This is a genomic window from Microbacterium oryzae, from assembly GCF_009735645.1.
GTDB lineage: Bacteria > Actinomycetota > Actinomycetes > Actinomycetales > Microbacteriaceae > Microbacterium > Microbacterium oryzae.
Genome location: NZ_CP032550.1, coordinates 466842 through 488356, shown reverse-complemented (window position 1 = coordinate 488356; position 21515 = coordinate 466842). Strand labels below are relative to the sequence as shown.

Below are 21515 nucleotides of genomic sequence, written 5' to 3'. Positions count from 1 at the left end.
GGCGGAGGACGAGGGGCGGGGCAGGCGCCCGCCCCTCGTCGGGTCAGGAGGACGCGCCGCGGCCCTCGCGGATCATGGCGGGGAGGCCGCGGCCGCCCTTCTCCGGACGCGCCACCGGCACGCGGGTGCCCAGCACCTGCGACACGACATCCTGCGCGATCTTCGCCGGCGTGAGGCCGGCGTCGGTCAGCACCTGCTCGCGGGAGGCGTGGTCGATGAACGCATCGGGCAGCCCGAGCTCGTCCACGGCGGTGTCGACGCCCGCCTCGCGCAGCACCTGACGCACGCGCGTGCCGATGCCGCCGACGCGGATGCCGTCCTCCAGGGTGATGACGAGACGGTGACGGTCGGCGAGCTCGACGATCGAGGGCGACACCGGCACCACCCAGCGCGGGTCGACGACCGTCGCTCCGATGCCCTGGTCGCCGAGTCGCCGGGCGACGTCGAGCGCGGTCGCGGCGAACGCCCCGATCGCGACGATGAGCACGTCCTCCTCATCCGCGCGCGCGAGCACGTCGACGCCGTCCGCGAGGCGCTCGAGTGCGGGGATCTCCGGACCCACCGCGCCCTTCGGATAGCGGATGACCGTGGGCGCGTCGTCCACGGCGACGGCCTCCTCGAGCTCCTCCCGCAGGCGCTCGGCGTCGCGCGGGGCGGCGAGGCGGATGTCGGGGACGATGTTCAGCAGCGCGAGATCCCACATGCCGTGGTGACTCGGGCCATCCGGCCCGGTCACGCCGGCGCGGTCGAGCACGAAGGTCACGCCTGCGCGGTGCAGCGCGACGTCCATGAGCACCTGGTCGAAGGCGCGGTTCATGAAGGTCGCATAGAGCGCGACCACGGGATGCAGCCCGCCGTACGCCAGGCCCGCCGCGGACGTGACCGCATGCTGCTCGGCGATGCCGACGTCGTACACCCGGTCGGGGAATCGCTCGGCGAACGGCGCGAGGCCGGTCGGGCGCAGCATCGCCGCCGTGATCGCGATGACGTCGTCGCGCTCCTCGCCCACGCGCACGAGCGTGTCGGCGAAGACGTCGGTCCAGCCCTGGGCGGCCGCTCCGCCCACGGGGTCGCCCGTGAGCGGGTCGATGCGCCCGACGGCGTGGAACTGGTCGGCGACGTCGTCGAGCGCCGGCTGATACCCGCGCCCCTTCTCCGTGATGGCGTGCACGAGCACGGGCGCTCCGAAGGCCTTCGCGAGCTGCAGCGTCTCGATGAGCGCCGGCAGGTCGTGGCCGTCGACGGGCCCGAGGTACTTGATGTCCAGCTGCGAGTAGAGCTCGCTGTTGTTGGTCAGGCGCGAGAGGAACCCGTGCGTGCCGCCGCGCACGCCGCGGTAGAGCGCGCGGCCCGCGGAGCCGAAGCGGCCGGCCAGGCGCCCGGACTTCTCGCCGAGATCGCGGTAGACCTCCCCCGTCCGCACGCGGTTCAGGTAGCGGGCCATGCCGCCGATCGTCGGGGCGTAGGAGCGGCCGTTGTCGTTGACGACGATGACGAGGTTGCGCTCGTTGTCGTCGGTGATGTTGTTGAGCGCCTCCCACGTCATGCCGCCGGTGAGCGCGCCGTCGCCGACGACCGCCACGACGTGGCGATCGGCACGACCGGTGCGCTGGAAGGCGCGGGAGATGCCATCCGCCCAGCTCAGCGAACTCGACGCGTGCGACGACTCGACGACGTCGTGCTCGCTCTCGGAGCGCTGCGGGTAGCCGGCGAGACCGCCGCGCGACCGCAGGGCGGAGAAGTCCTTGCGCCCCGTCAGCAGCTTGTGCACGTACGACTGGTGCCCGGTGTCCCAGATGATCGGGTCGGACGGCGACTCGAACACGCGGTGCAGGGCGATCGTCAGCTCGACCACGCCGAGGTTCGGACCGAGATGGCCGCCGGTGCGCGCGACGTTCTCCACGAGGAACGCCCGCACCTCCTCCGCGAGGGTCGCGAGCTCGTCCTGAGACAGGGCGTCCAGGTCGCGGGGGCCGGCGATGCCGTCGAGCAGACTCATGCTCCGAGCCTACGCCGGGCCGCTGGGAGAGGGCGCGAAGCGGGCCCGCAGACGACGACGACCCCGGGATGATCCCGGGGCCGTCGTGTGAGGAGTGCAGGTCAGACGAGGCTGCGCAGCACGTACTGCAGGATGCCGCCGTTGCGGTAGTAGTCCGCCTCACCGGGGGTGTCGATGCGGACGACCGCGTCGAACTCGATGGTCTCCTTGCCGGGCGCGGAGTGCTCGCTGGGCGCCGCGGTGACCTTGACGGTCTCCGGGGTGACGCCCTCGTTCAGCTGGTCGAGGCCCTCGATCGAGACGATCTCGGTGCCGTCGAGGCCGAGCGACTCCCAGCTCTGGCCCTCCGGGAACTGCAGCGGCACGACGCCCATCCCGATGAGGTTCGAGCGGTGGATGCGCTCGAAGCTCTCCGTGATGACCGCCTTGACGCCGAGGAGGCTCGTGCCCTTGGCCGCCCAGTCGCGCGACGAGCCCGAGCCGTACTCCTTGCCGCCGAAGATCACCAGCGGCGTGCCCGACTCCTGGTAGTGCTGGCTCGCGTCGTAGATGAACGACTGCGGGCCCTCCGGCTGCGTGAAGTCGCGGGTGTACCCGCCCTCGACGACCTGGCCGCCGTTGACGGCGCTCACGAGGAGGTTCTTCAGACGGATGTTCGCGAACGTGCCGCGGATCATCACCTCGTGGTTGCCGCGGCGCGAGCCGTAGGAGTTGAAGTCGCGCTGAGCGACGCCGTGCTCCGTCAGGTACTGCGCGGCGGGGGTGCCGGCCTTGATGTTGCCGGCGGGGCTGATGTGGTCGGTCGTCACCGAGTCGCCGAGGGTCGCGAGGACCCGGGCGCCGGAGATGTTCTCGACGGGGGTCAGCTCCATCGTCATGTCATCGAAGTACGGCGCCTTGCGCACGTAGGTCGAGTCGTCGTTCCACTCGAACACCGGCCCGGTCGGGGTCGGCAGGTTCTGCCAGCGCTCGTCGCCGTCGAAGACGGTCGCGTACTGCTTGATGAACTGCTCGCGCGAGATCGACGAGTCGATGATCTCCTGGACCTCGTCGGTGGAGGGCCAGATGTCCTTCAGGAAGACGTCGTTGCCGTCGCCGTCCTGACCGAGCGCGTCGGTGTCGAAGTCGAAGTGCATCGACCCGGCCAACGCGTACGCCACGACGAGCGGCGGGCTCGCGAGGTAGTTCATCTTCACGTCGGGGCTGATCCGGCCCTCGAAGTTGCGGTTGCCGGAGAGGACGGCCGTGACGGCGAGGTCGTGCTCGTTGATCGCCTCGGAGACCTCCTCGATGAGGGGGCCCGAGTTGCCGATGCAGATCGTGCAGCCGTAGCCGACCGTGTAGAAGCCGAGGCCCTCGAGGTCCTTGTCGAGGCCGGACTTCTCGTAGTAGTCCGTCACGACCTTGGAGCCGGGGCCGAGCGTGGTCTTCACCCAGGGCTTCTGCTTGAGGCCCTTCTCGCGCGCCTTGCGCGCCAGCAGCCCCGCGGCGACCATGACGGTCGGGTTCGAGGTGTTGGTGCAGGAGGTGATCGCGGCGAGGGTCACGGCGCCGTTGTCGAGGATGTACTCCTCGCCGTCGGGCGTGGTGACGGGGACCGGCTGCGAGACGGCCTCCGGCGCGCCGCTGGCGAGCACCGGGCGCTCGCGCTCGTGCTGGTAGGACACGCCCTCGGGCGACACGTGCTCGCGCTCGACGCCGGGAGCGGTGCCGGGGTCGGACGCGGGGAACGTCCCCTCGACCTCGACCGAGTCCTCCTCGGTGACGTTGGCGTAGTTGAGGATGTCCTGCTCGAACTGCGTCTTCGCCTCGGAGAGCAGGATGCGGTCCTGCGGACGCTTCGGGCCGGCGATGGACGGGACGACCGTGCCGAGGTCGAGCTCCATGTACTCGCTGAAGACGAGCTCGCGCGAGGGGTCGTGCCAGAGGTGCTGCTCCTTGGCGTAGGCCTCGACGAGGGCCACCGTCTGCTCGTCGCGGCCGGTGAGGCGCAGGTAGTCGAGCGTCACGTCGTCGACGGGGAACATCGCGGCGGTGGAGCCGAACTCGGGGCTCATGTTGCCGATCGTGGCGCGGTTGGCCAGCGGCACGGAGGCCACGCCCTCGCCGTAGAACTCGACGAACTTGCCCACCACGCCGTGCTTGCGGAGCATGTCGGTGATGGTGAGGACGACGTCGGTCGCCGTGACGCCGGCGGGGATCTCGCCGGTGAGCTTGAAGCCGACCACGCGCGGGATGAGCATGGAGACGGGCTGGCCGAGCATGGCCGCCTCGGCCTCGATGCCGCCGACGCCCCAGCCGAGGACGCCGAGGCCGTTCACCATGGTGGTGTGCGAGTCGGTGCCGACGCAGGTGTCGGGGTACGCGCGCAGGACGCCGCCCGCCTCGCGGTCGTAGACGACCTTGGCGAGGTGCTCGATGTTCACCTGGTGCACGATGCCGGTTCCGGGCGGCACGACCTTGAAGTCGGAGAATGCTGTCTGTCCCCAGCGGAGGAACTGGTACCGCTCGCCGTTGCGCTCGTACTCGATCTCGACGTTGCGCTCGAGCGCGTTCTCGGTGCCGAAGAGGTCGGCGATGACGGAGTGGTCGATGACCATCTCGGCCGGCGAGAGCGGGTTGATGCGGTCGGGGTCGCCGCCGAGCGCGGTGACGGCCTCGCGCATGGTGGCGAGGTCGACGATGCAGGGCACGCCCGTGAAGTCCTGCATGACCACGCGGGCGGGCGTGAACTGGATCTCCGTGCTGGGCTGCGCCGAGGCATCCCAGGAGCCCAGGGCCTCGATCTGCTCCTTCGTGACGTTCGCGCCGTCCTCGGTGCGGAGCAGGTTCTCGAGCAGCACCTTCAGGCTGAACGGGAGCTTCTCGTACCCGGCGACCTTGTCGATGCGGAAGATCTCGTAGTCGGTGCTGCCGACCGTCAGGGTGCTCTGCGCACCGAAGCTGTTCACCGTTGACACGGGCTGTCTCCTCCTGGTCGACCGCGCACTTACGCCCCCATCTTGCTCGCCGTCTCACCGGTTCGGCTAGGAAGGCGGACCTTACCGGCCGTGGGCGAGGCGAGGGGCCTCGGCAGTGCGCGATTTATCTCGATGTCGAGATAAATCTACCACGAGGGGCGCCGCGCTCACCGAGCGGCGCGCGCGTCCGTCGGCTCGTCGCCCGGTCGGTAGAGCGCTCGGACCGCGAGCCACGTCACCGCGACCAGCGGGGCGAACAGCGGCAGGCCCATCACCAGCTTCAGGGTGCCGAGCGCCGTGACGTCGCCGGCGAAGTAGAGGGGCAGCTGCACGCCAAGCCGGGCGAAGAAGAGCGCCGACCACGCGATGGCGAGCCAGAAGAACACCCGCCGCTTGCGGGGATCGGCGCGCCACGCGGTGCCCTCGCTCATGAGGAACCCGGCCGCCAGGCCGATGAGCGACCAGCCGACCAGCGCCGAGACGAGCAGCGCCGAGCCGTAGATCGCGTTGGTGAAGAACCCGGGGATGAAGTTGTCCTCCCCGCGCCCGGTCCACAGGGCGAGCGCGGCCGCGGCAGCGGCGGCGATGAGGCCGCCCAAGGCGGCCGACGGCGGGGACTTCTGCACGAGGCGCACGACGGTGAAGACCGCGGCGAGCCCGACCGAGACGCCGAGCGCCAGGCCGAGCGCATCGGGGCGCAGCGTGAACAGCACGACGAAGGCGAGACTCGGCAGGACCGACTCCAGCACGCCGCGCCATCCGCCCATCGCGCCCCAGACCACGTGCCCGGCGCTCCGCTCCTGCGCGGGGTCGAGACCCATGCGACGGGCGGCGTCGCCGAGCGCGGCGCCGAGCGCGTCCGACGCGCGCGGCGCCCCCTTCGCGTGCTCGTCGGGTCCGGTCACGCGGCGCCCGGGGTCTGCGGCATCTTCAGCGGGATGAGGTCGCGCGGGGGCATCGGGGTGCCGCCGCGGACGACGACGATGGAGCGGAAGAGGTCCTCGACCTGCGCCGCGGCCTCCGGCTCGCTCGTCGCGCGCCCGCCGATCACGCCGCGGAGGAACCAGCGCGGGCCATCCACCCCGATGAAGCGCGCGAGTCGCTTCTCGGCGCCGCCGCCGCCGGCGACGACGGGCACCTCGGCGAGCAGCTCGGCACCCAGCGGACCCTCGCGCTCCTCGACGCGGCCGCCCTGCTGGCGCACCTGGTCGCGGATCTGGTCGCGGGTCTCGTCCCACAGGCCCGTAGAACGCGGCGCCGCGAACGGCTGGACCTGCAGCGTGGAGTCGGCGTAATCCAGTCCGACCGCGACGATGCGCTTGGACTGCTCCTCGACCTCCAGGCGGAGGTTCAGACCCTCGCGCGGCAGGATCTTGACGCCGCCGAGATCGATGTACGGGCGGACGGGGTTCGCCTCGCTCTCGTCGAACGGCCCCTCCTCGGCGCGGTTGCGCGTGGGCGCCTCCGCGGGTGCGGTGTCGTCGCTGTGCTGAACGGACTCGTCGCTCATGCCACTCCTCGTGTCTGGTAGCCGGTCGATCCGAACCCGCCGGCCCCGCGTGCGGAGTCGGGCAGGTCGTCGACCGGGGTGAATCGCGCGCGCGTCACGGGCATCACGATGAGCTGGGCGATGCGGTCGCCCTCGTCGATGCGGTACGGCTCGCGCTGATCGGTGTTGAGCAGGGCGACCTTGATCTCGCCCCGATAGCCGGCGTCGACGGTCCCGGGCGCGTTCACGATGGTGATCCCGTGCTTGGCGGCCAGTCCGCTGCGCGGCACGACGAACGCGGCGAATCCCTCGGGCAGGGCGATCCGCACGCCGGTGCCGACCAGAGCGCGCTCTCCCGGCGCGAGAGTCAGCGACTCGCCGGCGACGAGATCGGCTCCCGCGTCGCCGGCATGCGCGTAGGCCGGAGTCTCGGATGCCACAATGGGGACGTCCACGATATCGGTCACGCAACGAGGGTAATGCAGAACACAGTGTCGTCCCCGAACCGCGCGTCCGCACAGGGCGCCACCTACCGCGAGCGGCTCTCGCCCTCGCTCTGGCTGCTCGGCGCCGCCGCGATCGTCGCGCCGATGGTCGCACTCGTCTTCGTGCGCATCGACCCCGCCATCTCGCTCGCGCTGGGCGTGGCCGCCGCCGTCGGGCTCATCGCCCTGCTCCTGGCCGCATCGCCCGTCGTGGCGGTGGCCGACGGCCGCCTGCACGCGGGCCGGGCGCGGATCGAGGTGGAGCACCTCGGAGAGCCCGTCGCGCTCTCCGGCGAGGAGGCGCGGAATGCGCGCGGCGTGGGGCTCGATCCTCGGGGCTGGTATCTCGTGCGGGGCGGGATCGATCCGGTGGTGGTCATCCCGGTGATCGATCCCGACGACCCCGTCACATCGTGGACGATCTCCACGCGCACCCCCGACCGCCTCGCGGCGGCCGTGGTGCGCGCGCAGATCACGCAGCGCAGTCGCGGCAGATGAGGCCGTCGGCCCCGTCGTGGTCGAGCTGCGAGCGGTGCTTCACGAGGAAGCAGTTCATGCAGGTGAACTCGTCATCCTGCGGCGGGAGCACGACGACGTCGAGCTCCACGTTGGAGAGGTCGGCGCCGGGCAGGTCGAAGCTCGAGGGGTTGTCAGCGTCCTCCGAGTCGATCGAGCCCGCGTTGTCGGGGCGGCGCGCCTTGAGCGCTTCGATCGACTCGTTGTTGTTGTCGTCTTCGCTCTTGCGCGGCGCGTCGTAGTCGGTTGCCATCTGAGGGCGTCACTTCTTTCGTCATCGGGTGTTGCTGATCCCCGACGTCGGGCGGGGCGGCGATAGTTTGCACGACGACCGCGCCTTTCGCAAATGCTCAGCGCGTCGGCTCGCTGCGGGTCACCGTGCTCGCGATGAAACCCGCGGCGCGCCCGCCGTATTCCCAGCCCCGACGCCGTGCCCGTGAAAGCATGGCACGACACCATGGGCATCGTGTGAGGAGCAGGAGCATGGATCAGCTCACGATCGTGGGGACCGAGGACGGCAAGCTCGTCCTCGCGAACGAATCAGGGCAGCGCTTCACGCTCCCCGTCGACGACCTGCTGCGCTCCGAGCTGCGGCGCATCGACCGCGCGTCGCACCGCGAGGAGCCGCGCCCGCCGTCGGCGAGTCCGCGCGACATCCAGCAGCACATCCGCGCCGGTCTCACCGCCGAGCAGGTCGCCGAGCTCCTCGGCGCGAGCGTGGCCGACGTCCGCCGATTCGAGAGCCCCGTGCTCGCCGAGCGCGAGCACATCGTGGGCCGCGCGCTCTCGGTTCCCGTGCTCATGGGCGCCGATCTCACGGGCGACCAGAACCCAACGTTCGGCGAGGCCATCCGCTCGAAGCTCGCCGATCTGCAGGCATCGGGTGAGCGGTGGACGAGCTGGAAGGACGAGACCGGCTGGATCGTCAAGCTCGAGTTCACGGCCGCCGAGGTCGACCACGACGCCCGATGGAGCTTCGATCCGCGCCGCAGCGCCCTGGCTCCCCTGAATGCAGACGCGACGCAGCTGTCCCGGCAGGGGCCGATGCCCGAGGGCCTCATCCCGCGGCTGCGGGCGCTCGACACCGCCGAGACGGCGGACGACGACCGGTTCGATGCGGCGGCCTTCGGCCCGCGCCGCACGCCCGAGCAGGAGGGGGCGACGGACGGCATGACCCGCGCCATCCCCTCGGTGCGCGAGGCGGCGACGAAGCACGCGCCGAACGCCGACGCCCCCAATGCGGAGACCGCCGACCTGCTGGAGGCGCTGCGCCGCCGCCGCGGGCAGCGCGAGAGCGCGCCGGTGATGGAGCCGGAGGAAAGCCCCGCGGAGGAGCCCGCCTCCCCCGTGGCCATCCTCGACGGCGGCGAGTCCGGCCGCCGCTCGGAGCCCGAGGCGAACCCCGCCGAGCCCGGCGGATCGCGCCGACGCGGTCGCACCTCGATGCCCTCGTGGGACGAGATCGTCTTCGGAGCGCGCGCGGACGACTGATCCCTCGGATGGCCGCGCGGCCATCCGCTGCTCGGCCGGCGGAGGGACGTGCGCTGACGCTGGGACGTGCGCTGACGCTCAGCGTGCGTACGCGCCGAGCCGGATGAGCGGGACGGTCGTCTCCTCCGGCGTGGTGGAGCCGTGCTGGCCCACCATGAGCTGCGGGCGCTTGTCGGCGAGACGGTCGTCGTAGAACGCCCACAGGCCGCGCGCTGCGACGAGCACGTCGCCGACGCGGCGCGACACGGCCTCCTCCACCGGGCCGAAGAGCCCCGCAGCGGCCGCCTCCTCGCGGGTGGCGATGTCAGCGGTGCGCTCGGATTCCGCGCGCCAGGTCGCCGCCACGGCGTCGGCGTCCGCGCCATCGTCGAGGTAGAGGTGCAGCATCCGCGGCTCTCCGCCGATGTGGGCGACGCCGTCGAGGCGCGGGTCGCCCTCGCGGAGCAGCACGTGCCGATGGGACGGCACGTCGACCATGCCGTGGTCGGCGGTGACGAGCACTCCGACGCCCGCGGGCACCACGGCGGCGAAGGCCGCGTCGATCTCCTCGAGCGCGGCGAGCCACGCCTCGGAGGAGACGCCGTGGCGGTGGCCTGCCTTGTCCGCCTCGGGCAGATAGCAGTAGACGAGCGAGCCGGGCTCGGCGGCCGCGAGGGCATACGCCGTGGTGAGGCGCGCGCGGACCGCGTCCTCGGGCACGTAGCGCGCGCCGCGCAGCACCGCGCCGGTGAATCCGCTGCGCTCGTATTCCGCGAGTCCCACCGCGAACGCGGGGCGCCCCTGCGCTGCCGCGCGTTCGAACACCGTCGATGCGCGCTGCCAGGTCGAGGGGTCCAGCCCGTCCCGCTCGTAGCCGTTGAGCTGGTTGACGAGACGGCCGCGCGCGGGGTCGAGAACCCGGTAGCCGGCGAGGCCGTGCTCCCCCGGCCATGCCCCGGTGAGCGTGCTCGTGAGCGCCGCGGCCGTGGTCGAGGGGAAGACGCTGCGCGCGACGTCCTTCTTGGCCATCGCGCTCGCGAGGCGCCGCGCGTGCCCGGCGTGGGCGCGCAGTTGGATGGCGCCGAGCCCGTCGATGACGACGACGACCGCCGATGTCACGGAGGCGAGCCAGGTGCCGGTGCCGTCGAGGGAGCGCAGCGTCTCGTCCGCGATCTCGGTGAGGCTCCGGGCGTTCGCAGGGCCCGACGGTACGATGAGGGACATCCGGGCCAGTCTCCCACAGCGGGGGCGCTCGTCCTCCGCGCCCGCAGCGCCGACGACAGGTGGCCGGAGTTCCGTCCCACCCGAGGAGAGGGCTGAATGGCGCGCAAGCAGGCATCCGACGCCGCATCGGTCGACGAGCGCATCGAGGACATCGACCTCGAGTCGGAGATGCAGGGGTCGTACCTCGAGTACGCGTACTCCGTCATCTACTCGCGAGCCCTCCCCGACGCCCGCGACGGACTGAAGCCCGTGCAGCGGCGCATCCTCTACCAGATGGCGGAGATGGGCCTGCGTCCCGACCGCGGCCATGTGAAGAGCGCCCGGGTCGTGGGCGAGGTGATGGGAAAGCTCCACCCCCACGGCGACACCGCGATCTACGACGCCCTCGTGCGCCTGGCGCAGGACTTCGCCCTGCGCGTGCCGCTCGTCGACGGCCACGGCAACTTCGGCTCCCTCGACGACGGCCCCGCCGCCGCCCGCTACACGGAGGCGCGCCTCGCCTCGGCAGCCATGGCGATGACCGAGGACCTCGGCGAGGACGTCGTCGACTTCGTGCCCAACTACGACGGGCAGTTCCAGCAGCCCGACGTGCTGCCGGCCGCGTATCCGAACCTGCTCGTGAACGGCACAACCGGCATCGCGGTCGGGATGGCCACGAACATGGCCCCGCACAACCTCACCGAGGTCGTCGCGGCGGCGAACTTCCTCATCGAGAACCCCGAAGCCACGCTCGACCAGCTCATGGAGTTCGTGCCGGGCCCCGACTTCCCCTCCGGCGGCATCGTCGTCGGGCTCGACGGCATCCGCGACGCCTACGAGACGGGGCGCGGCGCCATCAAGGTGCGCGGCAAGGTCTCCGTCGAGCAGATCGGCCCGCGGCGCACCGGCATCGTCGTCACCGAGCTGCCGTACATGGTCGGGCCCGAGCGCGTCATCGAGAAGCTCAAGGACGCCGTCCAGTCGAAGAAGCTGCAGGGCATCAGCGACGTCACCGACCTCACCGACCGCAACAACGGGCTGCGCATCGTCATCGGCGTGAAGACCGGCTTCGACCCGCAGGCGGTGCTCGAGCGGCTCTACCGGCTGACGCCCCTCGAGGACTCCTTCAACTTCAACAACGTCGCCCTCGTCGGCGGGCGCCCTCACACGCTCGGCCTCGTGGAGCTCCTCCGCGTCTACGTCGACCACCGCATCGAGGTCGTCACGCGGCGCAGCCGCTACCGCCTCGCGCGCCGCCAGGAGCGGCTGCACCTCGTGCGCGGCCTCCTCGTGGCCATCCTCGACATCGACGAGGTGATCCAGGTCATCCGCTCGTCGGACGACTCCGAGCAGGCCCGCGCGCGCCTGTGCCAGGTGTTCGACCTCGACGACGTGCAGGCCGAGTACATCCTCGAGCTGCGGCTGCGGCGCCTCACGAAGTTCTCGCGCATCGAGCTCGAGAAGGAGCGCGACGAGCTGCTCGCCGAGATCGCGTACCTCGAGGAGCTGCTCGGTTCGGACGCCCTGCTGCGCCGTCAGGTCGCCGCCGAGCTCGACGCCGTCGTGGACAAGTACGGCACGCCGCGCCGCACGCTGCTCATGAACGGCAAGCCCGCCGCCACCCGCTCGCGGCAGAGCGCCGACGTCGACCTGCAGATCGCCGACGGCCCGACGCTCGTGGCGCTGTCCACGACCGGCCGCGCCGTGCGCGTCGAAGTCCCGGAGGGCCAGCAGCTGACCGCACCGTCTCGCCGCAGCAAGCACGACGCCATCCTGTCGACCGTGTCGACCACGGTGCGCGGCGAGGCGGGGGCGCTGACGAACCGCGGCCGGCTGGTGCGGTTCCATCCCGTCGACCTGCCGTCGGTGCCGGCGAGCTCGGTGCAGCTGGGCGTGGGCGTGAAGCTGCACGACTACATCGGGCTCACCGACCGGTCCGAGCGCGTCATCGCCCTCGTCGCTCTCGACGACACCACGCCGATCGCCCTCGGCACCGCGCAGGGCGTCGTGAAGCGTGTGGTCCCGGCGACGGTGCCGGCGAAGCCCGAGATCGAGGTCATCGCGCTCAAGCCCGGCGACGAGGTCGTCGGCGCGGCCCCGGCGCCGGACGAGGCGGAGCTCGTGTTCGTCACGACCGACGCGCAGCTGCTGCGGTTCTCGGCCGCGACGGTGCGCCCGCAGGGGGCGAGTGCGGGCGGGATGGCCGGGGTCAAGCTGAGCGCGAAGGGCACCGCGCTCTTCTTCGGCGCGGCCTCCGGCGACGACACCGTGGTGGTGACGGTCTCCGGCGCCGAGGGCATGATCGCGGGCGCCGACATCGGGCGCGCGAAGATCTCGGACTTCTCGGAGTTCCCCGCGAAGGGCCGCGCGACCGGCGGAGTGCGCGCGCACGGGTTCCTCCGCGGCGAGGACCGGCTCACCCTCGCGTGGGTCGGCCCCGATCCGGCTCTCGCCGTCGATGCGACCGGCTCGGTGCGGAAGCTGCCGCAGACGCTCGCCAAGCGCGACGCGTCGGGTCAGCCGCTCGACGCGGTGGTGTCGTCGATCGGCCGCACGCTGGTCTGACGCCGCGGGGGCGCCCTCGGGGTGGGTTGCGCCTTCGGGGTGGGTTGCGCCCGCGTGCGGCGAGGCGTGCGAAGCGTCCAGACGATGTCGTCCCACCCGCGCGACATCGAAAGCCGGCGAATACCGTGTCTCCGCGGTGAGACGACATCGTCTGGCGAGCAGGAGGGCGCCGCTCCGGCCTCCGCGCCCGGCGCCGTGCGCGCCGGGCGTCAGACGTCGATCGCCTCGCGGTCCAGGCGATCGGCGGAGTCGATGATGAACTCCCGGCGCGGGGCGACCTCGTTGCCCATCAGCATCTCGAACACGCGGCCGGCGGCCTCGGCGTCCTCCATGCGCACGCGGCGCAGCAGGCGGCCGTCACGCTGCATGGTGGTCTCCGCGAGCTGGTCGGCGTCCATCTCGCCGAGCCCCTTGTAGCGCTGGATGGGCTCCTGCCAGCGCTTGCCCTGCTTGCGCAGCCGCGCGAGCAGCTTGTTAAGCTCGCCGTCGGAGTACGTGTAGATGGTCTCGTTCGGCTTCGAGCCCGGGTGCATGACGATCACGCGATGCAGCGGCGGCACCGCGGCGTACACGCGCCCGTGCTCGATGAGCGGGCGCAGGTAGCGGTAGAACAGCGTCAGCAGCAGGGTGCGGATGTGCGCGCCGTCGACATCCGCGTCGCTCATCATGATGACCTTGCCGTAGCGCGCCGCGTCGATGTCGAAGGTGCGCCCGGAGCCGGCGCCGATGACCTGGATGATCGACGCGCACTCCGCGTTCGACAGCATGTCGCCGATCGACGCCTTCTGCGTGTTGAGGATCTTGCCGCGGATGGGCAGCAGCGCCTGGAACTCGCTGTCGCGCGCGCGCCGCGCGGTGCCGAGCGCGGAGTCGCCCTCGACGATGAACAGCTCGGAGTTGGACACGTCGTTCGACCGGCAGTCGATGAGCTTCGCCGGCAGGGACGAGCTCTCCAGCGCGTTCTTCCGGCGCTGCGTCTCCTTGTGGGCGCGCGCCGAGACGCGGGCCTTCATCTCCGCGACGACCTTGTCGAGCAGCATCGACGTCTGGTTCTTGTCGTCGCGCCGGGTGGAGGTGAAGCGCTCCTTCAGCCCCTCGCGGACGACCTTCGCCACGATCGCGCGCACCGCCGGCGTGCCGAGGACCTCCTTCGTCTGGCCCTCGAACTGCGGCTCGGGCACCGACACGGTGAGCACCGCGGTGAGCCCGGCGAGCACATCGTCCTTGTCGAGCTTGTCGTTCTGGCCGACCTTCAGCCGCCGCGCGTTCTTCTCCACTTCCGCGCGGATCTGCTTCAGCAGCTCCTGCTCGAAGCCCTGCTGGTGCGTGCCGCCCTTGGGCGTGGCGATGATGTTGACGAACGAGCGGATGATCGTGTCGTAGCCGGTCCCCCAGCGCAGCGCGATGTCGACGGTGCACTCGCGCTGCACCTCCGTCGAGCGCATGGAGCCGTCGGGCTGCAGCATCGGCACGGTCTCGGTGAACGACCCGGACCCCTGGAAGCGCCAGTCGTCGGTGACGGGCGCATCGGTCGCGAGGAAGTGCACGAACTCCGAGATGCCGCCGTCGAACTTGTACGACGTCTCGCTCGGCTCCTCGCCGCGCTCGTCGCGGATGACGATCTCGAGACCGGGCACGAGGAACGCGGTCTGCCGCGCGCGGGTGACGAGCTCCTCGACCTGGAACGCGGCGTCCTTCGTGAAGATCTGCCGGTCCGCCCAGTAGCGCACGCGCGTGCCTGTGACCCCGCGCGCGACCTTGCCCACGACCTGCAGCTCGCTGCGCTCCTCGAACGGCGAGAAGGGCGCGTCCGGGCTCGGCTCGCCCTGGTCGGCGAAGCGGCCGGGCTCGCCGCGGTGGAACGACATCGCCCAGGTCTTGCCGCCGCGGTCGACCTCGACGTCCAGCCGCTCCGACAGGGCGTTCACGACCGAGGCGCCCACGCCGTGCAGACCGCCCGACGCGGCGTACGATCCGCCGCCGAACTTCCCGCCCGCGTGCAGCTTCGTGTAGACGACCTCCACGCCGGACAGGCCGGTGCGCGGCTCGACGTCGACGGGCACACCGCGGCCCCGGTCCTGCACCTCGACGCTGCCGTCGGCATGCAGGATCACGTCGATGCGCGTGCCGTTGCCCGCGACGGCCTCATCGACCGCGTTGTCGATGATCTCCCACAGGCAGTGCATGAGGCCGGGCGATCCGTTCGACCCGATGTACATGCCGGGACGCTTGCGGACGGCCTCGAGGCCTTCCAGCACCTGGAGATGATGGGCGGAGTACTCGGAGGTCACGGTCTTCGATCATACTTTCGACCGCCTGTGCGGACGCCGCGACACTCCCCCGTGCCGGATGGCGGCGGTTCCGTTCCTGAGGATCGCGTACGCGCAGAGCGAAACTGCCGCCATCCGGGCATGATTCGGAGCCCCGCATGGTTTCATACAGTGAATCGGAAGCGTCGAGACTCCTCGACAGGTTCGAACAGGGAGGCAGACCATGACCGCGACATCCACGACCGAAGCCCCTGTCTCCTACCGTCTCACGGCGGCCGACCGCTGCGACAGCTGCGGTGCACAGGCCTACATCGCCGCTGAGGTGAACGGAAGCCAGCTGCTCTACTGCGCCCACCACGGCCGCAAGTACGAGGAGAAGCTGCGCGCCGTCGCCACCTCGTGGCTCGACGAGACGGCCCGCCTCGACCAGGCGGACTGATACCGGCTTCCGAAGCGCCCGTCCCTCCGGGGGCGGGCGCTTCGTCGTTCCCCGGCGGATGGCCGGGGTCGAGTCGGGTGGGTGGGGTCGGGTCAGACGGTGACGCGCGGGATGAGCGGGGAGACGCGCAGCAGCGGCTCCTCGCCCACGGTGCCGATGGCCTCGGCGATCGTGGTCGCGGTGCTCTCGCCCGCGTCGCCCGGCCCGAACACGCGCACCTCGTCGCCGACGGTCGCGCCCTCCCAGGCGTCGGCCACGGCGGTCGTCTCGCGGATCTCGCGCAGCGCGCGCGGCCCGGCCGGCGTGCCCACGGCCATCCGCCCCGCCAGCGTCGAGAACAGGCCGTCGAGCCAGCCGATACCGAGCTCCACGCCGCCGTCGTGCACGGCGACGACCTCGGTCACGAGCGTCGCGGCGGGGGCGATGCCGGGGATCTCGGGACCGTCGGCCGAGCGGATGCCGTAGCAGAACGCGCCGACCCGCACGAGGTCGCAGCGGAACTCCGCCCGATGCCAGCCCGCCGCGCTGGCGGCGAGGTGCCGCACGTCGGGATCGAGACCCGCGGCACGCGCGACGGCGACCGCGTCGTCGAACACCGCGCGCGCGTCGTCGTCCTCGGCGTCGCTGGCCTCGGCGATGTGGCTCCAGATCCCGGCCACGCGCAGGGCGCCCGCGTCCTCCAGCTCGGCCGCGCGCGCGACGAACTCCGGCCAGTCCTCTCGCCGCACGCCGTTCCGGTGCAGACCGGTGTCGATCTTCAGGTGCACGAGGGCCGGCTCCCGCCGCTCGGCGGCGATCGTCGCCACGCGCTCGAGGTAGTCGGCGTCTCCCACGCCGAGCTCGAGCTCCGCGTCGAGGGCGGCGACGATCTCGTCGACGCCCGCCGTCTGCCAGCAGAACACGCGCGCCCGGTCGCCCGCGATCGCCTTCGCGCGGCTCGCCGAGGAGAGGTCGATCGCGCCCAGCCAGCGCGCGCCGGCGTCGACAGCGGCGGGGACCATCCGCTCGACGCCGTGCCCGTATGCGTCGTCCTTCACGACGAGGAGGAGGTCGGCGGGCGCCACCCGCTCCGCCACCGCGCGCACGTTGGCCTGGAACCGGCCCAGGTCGATCCGCAGCTCGCTCACGCGACCACCTCCCGCTCGACGCCGAGGCCGATGCGCGAGGCGAGCTCGCCGCCCGTCAGGCCGGTGACGGCCATCCACTCGGCCAGCTCGTCGCGGACGGCGCCCGCGCCGAAGTACACGACCTCGTCGCCCGGCTGCGCGTCGGGCGCATCGCCGATGTCGACGACGCAGACGTCCATCGCGACGCGCCCGACGATCGGGCAGCGGCGCCCGTCGACGTCGACGTGCGCGCGACTCCCGAGCGCGCGGACGACCCCCTGCGCGTAGCCGCCGGGGACGAGCGCGACGCGCGTGTCGGCCGGCGCGCGGTGAATGAACCCGTACGACACGCCCTCGCCGGCGAGGAGGCGCTTGGTCGAGAGGATGGGCGCGACCAGCGACAGCACCGGCTCGCCGCCGGCGCCCGGAAGGCCCAGCACGCGCGGCATCGCCAGCGTCGGCTCGTCGGCGGTGGCGGTGAGCCCGATCTCCTCGACGACCGCCACATCCGGGCCATCCGCCCGCACCCGCTCGACGCCCGCTGCGCGCAGGGCGCGGGCGACCGTGAGGAGGCCATGCCCCCAGGCGTCGCGACGCAGGTCGCCGACGGCTTGGGCGGGGGCGTCCTGCAGGTTCGCGGCGAGGGCCGAGGTCGACACGCGCCCGAGGGGCGCCGCGGTCCGAAGGCGCTGCGAAGTCACCCGATCTAGACTAGCCAGGCCCATCGCAAGCCACCTGGAGGACGCCCGCATGCCCTCGACCCGCCTGAGCCCCGGCCCCAAGCTCCGCTACCTCGTGGAGCGCGCGCGCCGCATCGACGTCGGCTCGGTGATCGAACGCGCCAAGGAGGTCCACGAGCAGCACGGCAAGGCCGTCCCGCTCGTCGTCGCCGACATGCTGTGGTCCGCCGCGCGCCGCGACGTCGCCTTCCAGGACTACGTCGACTACGACTTCGCGATCCTCAGCCCCGAGGAGCGCGCGACGTTCATGACCCATCCGGTCTCCGCGCAGCTCGCGGCCCGCTACGCGCACCCCGACCACCGTCTGGTGTTCGAGAACAAGATCGAGTTCAACAAGCGCTTCGACCGGTTCCTCCGTCGCGAGTGGCTGGTCGTCGAGGCCGGCAACGCCGACGCGGTCCGCGCCTTCGTCGAGAAGCACGGCACGATCGTCGCGAAGGTGCCCGTCAGCCACATGGGGCTCGGCGTGCACCGCTACCACGCAGCCGAGATCGACGACTGGTCGGCCTTCCACCGCGGCCTGCTGGAGCGCGACGAGGTCCTCCTCGAGCAGCTCATCGTGCAGCACGCCGACCTCGCCGCCGTCTGCCCCGGCACCGTCAACACCACGCGCATCACGGCGTTCAACGACAAGAAGGATGTCCACATCCTCGCGATCGCGCAGAAGTTCGGCCGCGGCGCGGTGAGCGACCAGATGTCGTTCGGCGGCTTCTACACGATGCTCGACGACAATGGTCGCGCGATCGGCGCCGGGTACGACTCGCACGGCCACGTGCACGAGAAGCACCCCGACACCGGCTTCCCCATCGCCGACTTCCAGCTGCCGTTCATGGCGGAGGTCCGCGCGTTCATCGACGAGGTCGCGCGCGTCGTCCCCGAGGTCCAGTACGTCGGCTGGGACGTGGTCGTCTCCCCCGACGGCCCGGTGCTCGTCGAGGGCAACTGGGGCGCCGGCGTCTACGAGAACAAGCCGTCGGTGACGGGCATCCGCACCGGCCACAAGCCCCGCTACCGCAGCGCCATCGGCTTCTGAGGGCATGAGAAAGGCGGGCTCCCCGTGGGGAGCCCGCCTTTCTCATGCCGGATGGCCGGGGTCAGACCTCGCGGATGATCCCCAGCGGCGTCGACTGGTGCCCCTGGCCGAGCGGGTTGTCGCGGAGGATGCGCACGAGGCGCTTCTCTCCCGCCTTGTCGAGCGTCGAGCCGAGGATGTTGCCGCCGATGTCGTTGATGTCGACGACGGCGACGTCGGCGTCCACGCCGAGCAGCGACCGCACGTGCGCGGCGACCTCGCGCGGCCGCTCGGGCCCGAGCACCACCGCGCGGTTGTACGGCGGGATGGTGCCGGGCGTCGGACCGTCGATGGCGCGCGCCTTGTCGCCGGCGATGCGGTAGAAGTCACCGCGTCGTCCGAGGAGCTTCGTCACGGCGGAGACGCCCGCCGCGAAGAGGATCCGCGGCGTGCCGACCTCGCGCAGCGCCATCTCCATGGTCTCGGGGATGCCGAGCCCGATGCCGTACGCGGTCTTCGTGACGTACTTCGACAGGAACGTCGCGAGCTTCCGCGGGCGGATCTCGTCCATCATGTACGAGCGGCCCTGCATGATCGCGACGATCTTCTCCGTCACGAACAGCAGGTCACCCGGTCGGACGGCGTCCTTCGCGTACTCGGCGATGATCGCGTCGATCTCGTCGCCCGGCATGACCACGCGCGTGCGCAGCGGGATGCGCTGGTAGCGCGCACCGTCGACCTCGACCTCGAGGAGCTTGCCCTCGTTCGCCTCGCCGCTCACTCGAGGTAGTCCCGCAGCGACTGCGAGCGGCTCGGGTGACGCAGCTTCGCCATGGTCTTGGACTCGATCTGGCGGATGCGCTCACGCGTCACGCCGAACGTGTCGCCGATCTGGTCGAGCGTCTTCGGCTGGCCGTCGCCGAGGCCGAAGCGCATGCGGATCACGCCCGCCTCGCGCTCGGAGAGCGAGTCGAGCAGGCTCTCCAGCTGACGCTGCAGCATGGTGAAGCCCACCGCGTCGGCCGGGACGACCGCCTCGGTGTCCTCGATGAGGTCGCCGAACTCGCTGTCGCCGTCCTCGCCCAGCGGGGTGTGCAGCGAGATCGGCTCGCGGCCGTACTTCTGCACCTCCACGACCTTCTCGGGCGTCATGTCGAGCTCCTTGGAGAGCTCCTCGGGCGTGGGCTCGCGGCCGAGGTCCTGCAGCATCTGCCGCTGGACGCGCGCGAGCTTGTTGATGACCTCGACCATGTGCACCGGGATGCGGATGGTGCGGGCCTGGTCGGCCATCGCGCGGGTGATCGCCTGGCGGATCCACCACGTGGCGTACGTGGAGAACTTGAAGCCCTTGGTGTAGTCGAACTTCTCCACCGCGCGGATGAGACCGAGGTTGCCCTCCTGGATGAGATCCAGGAACTGCATGCCGCGGCCGGTGTAGCGCTTGGCCAGCGAGACCACCAGTCGGAGGTTCGCGCCGAGCAGGTGGCTCTTGGCGCGCTGACCGTCGCGCGAGACCCACTGGAGGTCGAGACCGAGCTGGCTCGACTTCTCCGCGGCCGACATCTTCGACAGCTTCTCCTCGGCGAACAGGCCGGCCTCGATGCGCATGGCGAGGTCGACCTCCTCGGCGGCGTTGAGGAGCGGCACCTTGCCGATCTGCTTCAGGTAGTCCTTGACCGGGTCCGCCGTGGCACCGGTGATCTGCGTCGAGTAGACGGGGACGTCTTCCTCGTCGGTCGAGCTGATGACGATGGCGCCCGTCGGAAGCGGCTCCACGACCGGCTTCTTGTCGTCCTTCTCGTCGCCCTTGGCGTCGTCCTTCGGCTCCTCGACCTCGTCGACGTCCTCGATCTCGACGTCGTCCTCGGTCTCGGCGTCCTCGTCGGAGGTCTTCTTCGCCGTGCTCTTGGTCGCCTTCGCCTTCTTCGCCGGCGCGGCCTTCGCTGCGGTCTTCTTGGTCGTCTTCTTCGCCGCGGCGGTCTGCGTCGTCTCCTCGACGACCTCGCTCTCGGCGGCTTCGTCCTTCTTCGCGGTGCTCCGCGAAGCCTTCGTGGCAGTTGTCACGTTCTCGCCTTTCACCGACGGCGCTGCGCGCGTCGCCCTCGGTTGTCTTCGGGCACTAGTAAGACCCTTGTCAAGTGCCGTGCCTTCACAGCACGGACTCGGCAATGGGTCGTGGAGTCATTCTCTCATACCTCAGCTCCGTCCTCAGACGTGCTCTGCAGTCAGAGAGGCCAACGCCCGCGGGGCCGTCGGCATTCCCTCGGAGGCGCTCAGTTCGACTTGTCCTCGTCGCTGTTCGGGCGCGTGGCGAGGTAGCGCTCGAGCTCGGCGGCGAGCTCGTCGGCGCTCGGCAGATCGCTCTCGTGCAGCAGGCCGGTCGAGCTGGGCTCGGCCCCGCCGGAGAGGTTGGCGATGTAGGCGTCGTAGCGCTCCTCGAGCCCCGTGATCATGCGCCCCAGCTCGTCGTTCGCGACGATCTGCTCGTCGACCTTGCCGAGGTACTCCACGTTCTCCCGGCGCAGGCCATCCAGGTCGAATACGCGCCCCGTGGACGACGCGATGCGGTCGATCGCCGACAGCGTCGCCGCGGGGTAGTCCGTCTCCGCGAGGTAGTGCGGAATGAGGAGCACGAAGCCCGCCACCAGCATCCCGGCCTCCGTCGCGCGGAACTCCAGCAGATGGCCCGCGGTCGCGGGCACCTGCGTGCGCGGCTGCCAGATCGACTGCGCGGCGATGAGCTCGCTGCGGTTGCCGCTCACGGTGACACCCAGACCGCGCGTGTGCGGAACGGGCATCGCGATGGCGTGCACCCATGTGAGCCCGGTCACGTCGAACTCCCGTGCGAACGCCACGACGGCGTCGGCGAACGCCTCCCACACGAAATCGGGCTCGTAGCCGGAGAGGAGGAGGAACGGCTGCCCCAGCGCGTCGTGCACGAGCGAGAGCTCGAGCCGCGGCGGGCGGAACTCGGTGAGGTGGTCCTTGTCGAACGTGACGATCGGCCGACGCGCCCGGTAGTCGAGGAGCACGTCGTTCGAGAAGACCGCGACGGGTCTCGGGTCCAGGTCCTCGCGGATGTAGTCGATGGCTCCCGCGACCGCGCCGCCGGCGTCGGTGAATCCCGTCAGGAGAACGACCAGGGGCAACCCGCCGGGAACCACGGGTGCGTCGGCGAGGCGTTCGAAGAGGTCTCGAGGGGCGGGCATTCCTCCATGCTACGAGTCGCGCGAACGAACCGCTCGGGGTCGACCGGCGCCC

The 21515-nt window shown here is 71.2% G+C and carries 18 protein-coding genes; 5 read left to right on the top strand and 13 right to left on the bottom strand.

Going from position 1 to position 21515, the window contains the following annotated elements; all coding sequences use genetic code 11:
• Positions 1-43 precede the first annotated feature (43 nt).
• The 5 genes from dxs to dut form a co-directional block, all read right to left on the bottom strand.
• Positions 44-1999 (bottom strand): 1-deoxy-D-xylulose-5-phosphate synthase, encoded by a 1956-nt coding sequence (dxs, locus tag D7D94_RS02170; RefSeq protein ID WP_156241017.1) that lies wholly within the window; start codon positions 1997-1999, stop codon positions 44-46.
• A gap of 101 nt (positions 2000-2100) precedes the next feature.
• Positions 2101-4959, bottom strand: a complete 2859-nt coding sequence (locus D7D94_RS02165; RefSeq protein WP_156241016.1) for an aconitate hydratase — start codon at positions 4957-4959, stop codon at positions 2101-2103.
• Between the two features lie 167 nt (positions 4960-5126).
• Positions 5127-5864, bottom strand: a complete 738-nt coding sequence (locus D7D94_RS02160; protein ID WP_246171847.1) for a DUF3159 domain-containing protein — start codon at positions 5862-5864, stop codon at positions 5127-5129.
• Positions 5861-6469: a DUF3710 domain-containing protein gene (locus D7D94_RS02155; protein ID WP_156241015.1), complete on the bottom strand. Its 609-nt coding sequence runs from the start codon at positions 6467-6469 to the stop codon at positions 5861-5863. The genes D7D94_RS02160 and D7D94_RS02155 overlap by 4 nt, the downstream gene beginning before the upstream one ends.
• Positions 6466-6915, bottom strand: coding sequence for a dUTP diphosphatase (dut, locus tag D7D94_RS02150; protein ID WP_173024221.1), 450 nt, complete (start codon positions 6913-6915; stop codon positions 6466-6468). The genes D7D94_RS02155 and dut overlap by 4 nt, the downstream gene beginning before the upstream one ends.
• A gap of 12 nt (positions 6916-6927) precedes the next feature.
• On the opposite strand from dut, the gene D7D94_RS02145 reads away from it, so the two are divergent.
• The gene (locus D7D94_RS02145) at positions 6928-7431 is read left to right on the top strand and encodes a DUF3093 domain-containing protein (RefSeq protein WP_156241014.1); all 504 of its coding nucleotides are present in this window, start codon (positions 6928-6930) and stop codon (positions 7429-7431) included.
• Here D7D94_RS02145 and D7D94_RS02140 read toward each other — a convergent pair.
• Positions 7406-7702: a DUF4193 domain-containing protein gene (locus D7D94_RS02140; protein ID WP_156241013.1), complete on the bottom strand. Its 297-nt coding sequence runs from the start codon at positions 7700-7702 to the stop codon at positions 7406-7408. The genes D7D94_RS02145 and D7D94_RS02140 overlap by 26 nt on opposite strands.
• Positions 7703-7932: 230 nt before the next feature.
• Here D7D94_RS02140 and sepH point away from each other — a divergent pair, with 230 nt between their 5' ends.
• A complete protein-coding gene (gene sepH, locus D7D94_RS02135) occupies positions 7933-8940 on the top strand; it encodes a septation protein SepH (protein ID WP_156241012.1) in 1008 nt (335 codons plus the stop codon).
• 78 nt (positions 8941-9018) lie between these two features.
• Here sepH and D7D94_RS02130 read toward each other — a convergent pair whose 3' ends face one another.
• Positions 9019-10143, bottom strand: a complete 1125-nt coding sequence (locus D7D94_RS02130; protein ID WP_156241011.1) for an alkaline phosphatase family protein — start codon at positions 10141-10143, stop codon at positions 9019-9021.
• Positions 10144-10239: 96 nt separating this feature from the next.
• On the opposite strand from D7D94_RS02130, the gene D7D94_RS02125 reads away from it, so the two are divergent.
• Entirely contained in the window at positions 10240-12687 is a 2448-nt protein-coding gene (locus D7D94_RS02125) for a DNA gyrase/topoisomerase IV subunit A (protein WP_246171846.1), read from the top strand.
• 209 nt (positions 12688-12896) lie between these two features.
• Here the strand turns inward: D7D94_RS02125 and D7D94_RS02120 are convergent, their stop codons facing one another.
• Positions 12897-14978, bottom strand: coding sequence for a DNA gyrase/topoisomerase IV subunit B (locus D7D94_RS02120; protein WP_156241010.1), 2082 nt, complete (start codon positions 14976-14978; stop codon positions 12897-12899).
• Positions 14979-15180: 202 nt separating this feature from the next.
• Here D7D94_RS02120 and D7D94_RS02115 point away from each other — a divergent pair, with 202 nt between their 5' ends.
• Positions 15181-15396, top strand: a complete 216-nt coding sequence (locus tag D7D94_RS02115; RefSeq protein ID WP_156241009.1) for a DUF7455 domain-containing protein — start codon at positions 15181-15183, stop codon at positions 15394-15396.
• A gap of 92 nt (positions 15397-15488) precedes the next feature.
• Here D7D94_RS02115 and D7D94_RS02110 read toward each other — a convergent pair whose 3' ends face one another.
• Entirely contained in the window at positions 15489-16523 is a 1035-nt protein-coding gene (locus D7D94_RS02110) for an alanine racemase (protein ID WP_156241008.1), read from the bottom strand.
• Positions 16520-17203, bottom strand: coding sequence for an alanine racemase (locus tag D7D94_RS02105; RefSeq protein WP_246171845.1), 684 nt, complete (start codon positions 17201-17203; stop codon positions 16520-16522). Before D7D94_RS02105 ends, D7D94_RS02110 begins: the two co-directional genes overlap by 4 nt.
• Positions 17204-17252: 49 nt before the next feature.
• On the opposite strand from D7D94_RS02105, the gene D7D94_RS02100 reads away from it, so the two are divergent.
• Positions 17253-18275 carry a sugar-transfer associated ATP-grasp domain-containing protein gene (locus D7D94_RS02100; RefSeq protein WP_156241006.1) on the top strand — a complete coding sequence of 341 codons (1023 nt, stop codon included), beginning with the start codon at positions 17253-17255 and terminating at the stop codon, positions 18273-18275.
• A gap of 61 nt (positions 18276-18336) precedes the next feature.
• Here the strand turns inward: D7D94_RS02100 and D7D94_RS02095 are convergent, their stop codons facing one another.
• The 3 genes from D7D94_RS02095 to D7D94_RS02085 all read right to left on the bottom strand — a co-directional run bounded on the left by D7D94_RS02095 (position 18337) and on the right by D7D94_RS02085 (position 21463).
• Entirely contained in the window at positions 18337-19035 is a 699-nt protein-coding gene (locus D7D94_RS02095; RefSeq protein WP_156241005.1) for a coenzyme F420-0:L-glutamate ligase, read from the bottom strand.
• Positions 19032-20318, bottom strand: coding sequence for an RNA polymerase sigma factor (locus D7D94_RS02090; RefSeq protein WP_246171844.1), 1287 nt, complete (start codon positions 20316-20318; stop codon positions 19032-19034). Before D7D94_RS02090 ends, D7D94_RS02095 begins: the two co-directional genes overlap by 4 nt.
• A 209-nt stretch (positions 20319-20527) precedes the next feature.
• The gene (locus D7D94_RS02085; protein WP_156241003.1) at positions 20528-21463 is read right to left on the bottom strand and encodes a proteasome assembly chaperone family protein; all 936 of its coding nucleotides are present in this window, start codon (positions 21461-21463) and stop codon (positions 20528-20530) included.
• Between the last annotated feature and the right edge of the window lie 52 nt (positions 21464-21515).

Bases quoted from the DNA above. Each gene is read 5' to 3' on its own strand.
- sepH (WP_156241012.1), top strand. From the start codon at position 7,933: ATGGATCAGCTCACGATCGTGGGGACCGAGGACGGCAAGCTCGTCCTC.
- D7D94_RS02155 (WP_156241015.1), bottom strand. From the start codon at position 6,469: ATGAGCGACGAGTCCGTTCAGCACAGCGACGACACCGCACCCGCGGAG.
- dxs (WP_156241017.1), bottom strand. From the start codon at position 1,999: ATGAGTCTGCTCGACGGCATCGCCGGCCCCCGCGACCTGGACGCCCTG.
- D7D94_RS02085 (WP_156241003.1), bottom strand. From the start codon at position 21,463: ATGCCCGCCCCTCGAGACCTCTTCGAACGCCTCGCCGACGCACCCGTG.
- D7D94_RS02115 (WP_156241009.1), top strand. From the start codon at position 15,181: ATGACCGCGACATCCACGACCGAAGCCCCTGTCTCCTACCGTCTCACG.
- D7D94_RS02130 (WP_156241011.1), bottom strand. From the start codon at position 10,143: ATGTCCCTCATCGTACCGTCGGGCCCTGCGAACGCCCGGAGCCTCACC.
- D7D94_RS02145 (WP_156241014.1), top strand. From the start codon at position 6,928: ATGCAGAACACAGTGTCGTCCCCGAACCGCGCGTCCGCACAGGGCGCC.
- D7D94_RS02100 (WP_156241006.1), top strand. From the start codon at position 17,253: ATGCCCTCGACCCGCCTGAGCCCCGGCCCCAAGCTCCGCTACCTCGTG.
- D7D94_RS02125 (WP_246171846.1), top strand. From the start codon at position 10,240: ATGGCGCGCAAGCAGGCATCCGACGCCGCATCGGTCGACGAGCGCATC.
- D7D94_RS02140 (WP_156241013.1), bottom strand. From the start codon at position 7,702: ATGGCAACCGACTACGACGCGCCGCGCAAGAGCGAAGACGACAACAAC.